Origin of the sequence: Mycobacterium timonense (assembly GCF_025821985.1) — a bacterium.
In the GTDB taxonomy this organism is placed as follows: domain Bacteria; phylum Actinomycetota; class Actinomycetes; order Mycobacteriales; family Mycobacteriaceae; genus Mycobacterium; species Mycobacterium avium.
Genome location: NZ_JACKSY010000071.1, coordinates 1 through 4,588 on the forward strand (window position 1 = coordinate 1; position 4,588 = coordinate 4,588).

Here is a 4,588-nt window from a genome sequence, read left to right on the forward strand (position 1 = left end):
TACGGAGTGCCTTTCCACTTGATGAAACCTTGACCCTCAGCAAGTCAATGTTCTCAAGCAGGACAGGCACTTCCGTGCATTACAGGGCCCGCGTCACCAGCCAATTCATGAAACGTCGAGGCTAACACCTGGCCATCGGCGGGCAAAGCACCGCCGCGCAGTGCGCGCGCCGCATCGGCGCGCTGGGCTGGGGTCAGCCCACGATACGCCTCCGCATAGGCCCTGCGGGCGGGCTGCTGGCCCCAGGTGGACAGTGCGCCGGCCGTCAAGCCGTAGCCCGCCAGCGCCATGGTCAGCACCATCGGATCGACGCGCTCCCAGGGGTGCGTGACCTGTACAAGCCAGACCACCGCGAAGGCGGATCCGATGAAGGCCGAATTGAGCAGCCACCGCAGCCACCAAGGCTGATTGAAGTAGCGCACCCGCATGACGGGTTAGTCTGCCCCACGCGTGTGACTTCGAGCTGTCAGGACATCGTGTGGCTGCGCAGTGCACCAGTTTCACTGATCCCGGTCGACCCTTACGATCGCGGCGGCCGACCCGCGCAGCTGGTGTTCGATCCCGGATAATCTCTGCGGAGCGGTCCGGTGATGGCGCCGCAGTGGGCGCCCGACGATTATCGGCGCAACAACAAACACACAGTCGATCGTGCATCGAACTGAGCGGTCCGCTATCGGACTAATAGGTTGTGGCCCAATACGATTCGAACGCGGATCTCTGCAACTCGTGGACTGGAGTTGCCGAGTATGCGTCGAGGTCATCGATGTGCAAGCGCCACCAATCACCCTGACGGGCGCTCGCGGCCGCCATGGCGTGTTAGGCATGGCCTGATCCGCAACCGACGCCGGGCAGGCACCCGGTCCCGCCGGGAACCCCGCCGGGGCCGGCGAACTGGCCGCCAGAGCCGCAACCGACCCCGGCTAGGCAGCCGTGTCCACCAGGGCCCCCGCCGGGGCCGTCGTTTTGGCCGCCCCAGCCGCAATTGCCGTTGCCGTCGCAGCCGCCGCCACCGGGGTCCCGCTTGAAGTCGACGGCATGCACAGTCATCAGCGCTGCACTCGAGGAAGGAATGCTGGCTGGGATCACCGGGGCGGCAGCGAGTAGCGCACCGACCGCCCCAGCCGACGCCAGCGCTTTGGTAAGGGTTAGATGAGCTAACATTCGTCGTGAATACCACGCCACGCGGGCACGCATAACCTGCCTGTGGCGAAGCCCACACACGGGAGTCTCTGTGACACCGCAGACGCGAAAGGCGCTCTGGTGCAGGACGTTCTAGCGCGAGCCGCAATGCTGCACGGCGTCGGGCCCGACGCCGTCGCCGCCCTGGCCGACGAACTCAAGCAGGTGAGCTTCCCGGCCCGACACACCGTGTTCACCGAAGGCGAGCCAGGCAGCGACTTGTACATCGTGCTCGCGGGCAAAGTGAAAATCGCGCGTAAAACACCAGACGGCCGCGAAACCCTGGTCGCAGTGCTCGGATCGACCGAGGTGTTCGGCGAGCTCGCCCTGTTCGACCCCGGACCACGAACCTCGACCGTGACGACGTTGACCGAAGTGCATGCGGTGCGGATGGACCGCCGCGCGCTGCGGGCCTGGATCGCCGCCTACCCCAGCATGGCTTACCAACTCCTGCAAATGCTGGCCCGCCGACTACGACGCACCAACGACACGCTGTGTGATCTGATCTTCACCGACGTTCCGGGCCGGGTGGCCAAACAACTGCTCTACCAGGCCAACCGATTCGGGGGGACCGGCACCGAACACACGCTGCGCGTCGTGCTCGATCTCACCCAGGAAGAACTCGCGCAACTCGTTGGCTCCTCCCGCGAGACGGTCAACAAAGCCCTCTCCGATTTCACTCAGCGCGGCTGGATCCGCCAAGAAGGCAAGACGCTGGTCATCCTCGCGCCTGAAAAACTCGCCCACCGCGCCCGCTGACCAACAACTCGGCCGGCCCTATCTGCCGCGGCGCCTCGCCATGCGGCCTGAGGCCGTCCCCGCTACGATCAGCACACGCGGTCAGCGTGGCAGGGCAACGCAGTCCACGCACAGCTGACGATCGATCGCCTTCATGTCGTGACTATCGACATAGCCACAGCCACTACTGCTTTCGTGAGGTTAGCGATGCGTGATGAACTCTTTTCGGGATTCAGTGAAACCGGGTGGGATAAAGCGCCGTGGGAGACCGAACCGATCTTCACCGCCGACGAGTTGCAGATCCTGCTCAACCCAGAACTATCGCCGGCTGAGGCTGCCGATCGCGTGGGCTGCGTCGTCCGCGACGTCCTACAGCTACGCCGAACCTCCTAAGGTCGCGCGCTGGTAGCGGTTTCCGCGGGCAACCGACCAGCGCCGCCGCAACAGCGCTGGCAGCGATATCTCCCGCAATGAAGTCCGCGAATCGGGGACAGGAACAACGGCCTCCGAGTAGGCCGCATCAGATGGACTCGACGGCTGAAGCCACGCAGGAACTGAGCCAGCTCAGCACCACCTCACTCGATGCGCGCTAAGCCGAACTGTCATCTCTGCTGCGGTTTTCTGACGGTCTACGCGTCGTGGAAAACAGGTTGATCTTCACTATCGACCTCAACCTCGAAGTGGTCGCCCTGCGGATGCGCCGCGCCATCGGAGTTGGTGATCCGTTGAACCCCGAATCATGTTCTGGCGCAGTTCTATCTGAAGTCGGGATAGACAACCAAGGTAACGAGCGCGACCACACTGAATGCGATTCCGATGATCCCCAGTCCGACCATCACAGATAGCCGGAATCGATGCTCCACCACAGCATCCAGCAGCTGGCAGGACCAGCAACGGCGAGACCGGGTCCAGTGGCGCACCTTGCTGGTTCGGCCTTCTGGTGCTGCATGGCGAGGTGGATCCCCGCTCCCGCGGGACGCGTCTGCTGCAGGCGATTATCCAGGCCTGGTGACGTAGTTGCTCAACACATTTCGTGAAACGCCAGGAGAACAACAGGCTCGTAGGGTGCCTCGACACCGGGCGGCGTTCTGGGTAAGCCCGGCCGCCAGCCGCGGATCGTTTCCGAGTTCTCAGTGTGCTGGCACGGCTGTAGGCGTCGGAATTTTCTCAGGTGTTGATGGTGCGGTGCAACGCCTTTGCGGCTTCAACAAGTGCGGGATGATCGACCTCGAGTGATTCGACGCGTGCCAACTCGGGGCGCAGCCAGCTCGCCAGCACCGTCCACACGGGGCGGTGGTAGGACCACCACGACACCGCTTGCCAGTTGCGATCTCCGGTATGCGGGTCGGTTTCCGACCAGATCCGATGACCCCATGCCCGGGTGACAGCCAGATTCCGGACCACCACCTGCGTTGGGCGCAGCCCGAGGCGCACCAGCTGCGCCGGGTCGTCCAGATCGAGCACCCGTAGGTCGTCTGGGAGCCGATAGACACCCAGCGCCCGCCGCGCCCCCGGCAGCTGCGGGAATTCCAGCATCGAGGGGTCCCACTGTGCGAGGTTGCCAAAGGTTTCCCCGCACGCCGCTTCGGCAAGCCGCGATAGGTACCAGACGTGGTAATCCGGGTGATCGATTCGCCCGCCGCGCTGCGGACGATGCTCGTACAACGGGTGGCCCGGTTGACCGGGTCGCGCGCGGGCCAGGTAAGGGAAGACGCGGTAGGCGAGCACTCAGGCTGCCCCACCCCACGTTTCGGCGTCGAGCGATTCCAGTACCGGGGCGGGCCCAGAGAGCTGCAACACGTCCAATGGTCGCGCACCGTCGAGGTAGCTGTTGGCACTGACCAACCACGTCGCGGCCGCGGTTTCCCCCCATACGAGTCGGGCCCGGGCGATGACATGCTCGAGGTCGATCAGCAGCGGGGCCGCGACCGGGCCCGGACGCTCATCCCCGGTCATCCATCGCGACGGTTGTGACCGATTCACACCCACCAAGGACGCCAGCTGGGCGCCGCCGAGCATGTCGACGAGATACCGCACCCTTGAAGCAGCCAGTGGATCGTCGGCCCCCACCCGGGCCGACCTCGCTGTTGTCTTTCTTTCGCTGGATACCATGACGCCATTCTACCCAACAAAACCGTTGGGCAAACATGGTCTCGGGTTGTCGTCGGTGACGCCGCCTCATGACCTGCGAGTCGGCTTCTGGCATCAACCTGCCAGTCGAGTTCGTTCTTTGACCACGGGCTGCTAGTTGCGCGCGACGACGCGTCGAAGCTCTTGTGGCGATTGTGCGCGTAGCGTGTTACGCGTGTTCGAAGCGTTCAGCATGGCTGCCCGCGCAGCGGTTACCCAGGCGCATCAAGAGGCCCGGATGCACGGTAGCGATTACATTGGCACCGAGCATCTACTTCTGGGATTGCTTGGCGGAGAAGCAGACAGCGTCGTCGCGGACGCGTTGGACGCGTTCAACGTAGCCTCTGATGCGGTCCGGGCGCGGGTCGAGGATTCGATCGGCCCGGTCGGTGAGCCGCAGCCCGGGCATCTGCCGTTTAGCCTCAATCTTTCATGTGGGTGGTGTTGGGGTTGATGGCGGCTCGTTGGTTGGTGGATAAGTCGTTGGGCGGCAGGGGTTTCCGGCGTTGCTTCTCGCCGGCGCTCCTGGTCCTTGGTCGCT

At 64.2% G+C, this 4,588-nt stretch carries 7 protein-coding genes; 3 read left to right on the plus strand and 4 right to left on the minus strand.

The window, feature by feature from the left end:
• Window positions 1-53: 53 nt before the first annotated feature.
• Together H7I87_RS18520 and H7I87_RS18525 are read right to left on the minus strand one after the other, a co-directional pair.
• Entirely contained in the window at window positions 54-428 is a 375-nt protein-coding gene (locus H7I87_RS18520; RefSeq protein WP_083071834.1) for a hypothetical protein, read from the minus strand.
• 388 nt (window positions 429-816) lie between these two features.
• On the minus strand, window positions 817-1,161 hold the full coding sequence (locus H7I87_RS18525; RefSeq protein ID WP_083071835.1) for a PE-PGRS family protein: 345 nt from the start codon (window positions 1,159-1,161) through the stop codon (window positions 817-819).
• Window positions 1,162-1,260: 99 nt separating this feature from the next.
• On the opposite strand from H7I87_RS18525, the gene H7I87_RS18530 reads away from it, so the two are divergent.
• Window positions 1,261-1,938, plus strand: a complete 678-nt coding sequence (locus tag H7I87_RS18530; protein WP_023900974.1) for a Crp/Fnr family transcriptional regulator — start codon at window positions 1,261-1,263, stop codon at window positions 1,936-1,938.
• A gap of 186 nt (window positions 1,939-2,124) precedes the next feature.
• Window positions 2,125-2,310, plus strand: a complete 186-nt coding sequence (locus tag H7I87_RS18535; protein WP_083071838.1) for a hypothetical protein — start codon at window positions 2,125-2,127, stop codon at window positions 2,308-2,310.
• Between the two features lie 774 nt (window positions 2,311-3,084).
• On the opposite strand, the gene H7I87_RS18540 is transcribed toward H7I87_RS18535, so the two are convergent.
• Both H7I87_RS18540 and H7I87_RS18545 read right to left on the minus strand, forming a co-directional pair.
• Window positions 3,085-3,645 (minus strand): RES domain-containing protein, encoded by a 561-nt coding sequence (locus tag H7I87_RS18540; protein WP_023900946.1) that lies wholly within the window; start codon window positions 3,643-3,645, stop codon window positions 3,085-3,087.
• Window positions 3,646-3,873, minus strand: coding sequence for an antitoxin Xre/MbcA/ParS toxin-binding domain-containing protein (locus H7I87_RS18545; RefSeq protein WP_236723446.1), 228 nt, complete (start codon window positions 3,871-3,873; stop codon window positions 3,646-3,648).
• 349 nt (window positions 3,874-4,222) lie between these two features.
• Here H7I87_RS18545 and H7I87_RS18550 point away from each other — a divergent pair, with 349 nt between their 5' ends.
• A complete protein-coding gene (locus tag H7I87_RS18550) occupies window positions 4,223-4,501 on the plus strand; it encodes a Clp protease N-terminal domain-containing protein (RefSeq protein ID WP_083071837.1) in 279 nt (92 codons plus the stop codon).
• Window positions 4,502-4,588 lie beyond the last annotated feature (87 nt).

Excerpts from the sequence above, each read along its gene's own strand:
- H7I87_RS18535 (WP_083071838.1), top strand. The coding sequence starts at position 2,125 with ATGCGTGATGAACTCTTTTCGGGATTCAGTGAAACCGGGTGGGATAAA.
- H7I87_RS18545 (WP_236723446.1), bottom strand. The coding sequence starts at position 3,873 with ATGACCGGGGATGAGCGTCCGGGCCCGGTCGCGGCCCCGCTGCTGATC.
- H7I87_RS18525 (WP_083071835.1), bottom strand. The coding sequence starts at position 1,161 with ATGTTAGCTCATCTAACCCTTACCAAAGCGCTGGCGTCGGCTGGGGCG.
- H7I87_RS18520 (WP_083071834.1), bottom strand. The coding sequence starts at position 428 with ATGCGGGTGCGCTACTTCAATCAGCCTTGGTGGCTGCGGTGGCTGCTC.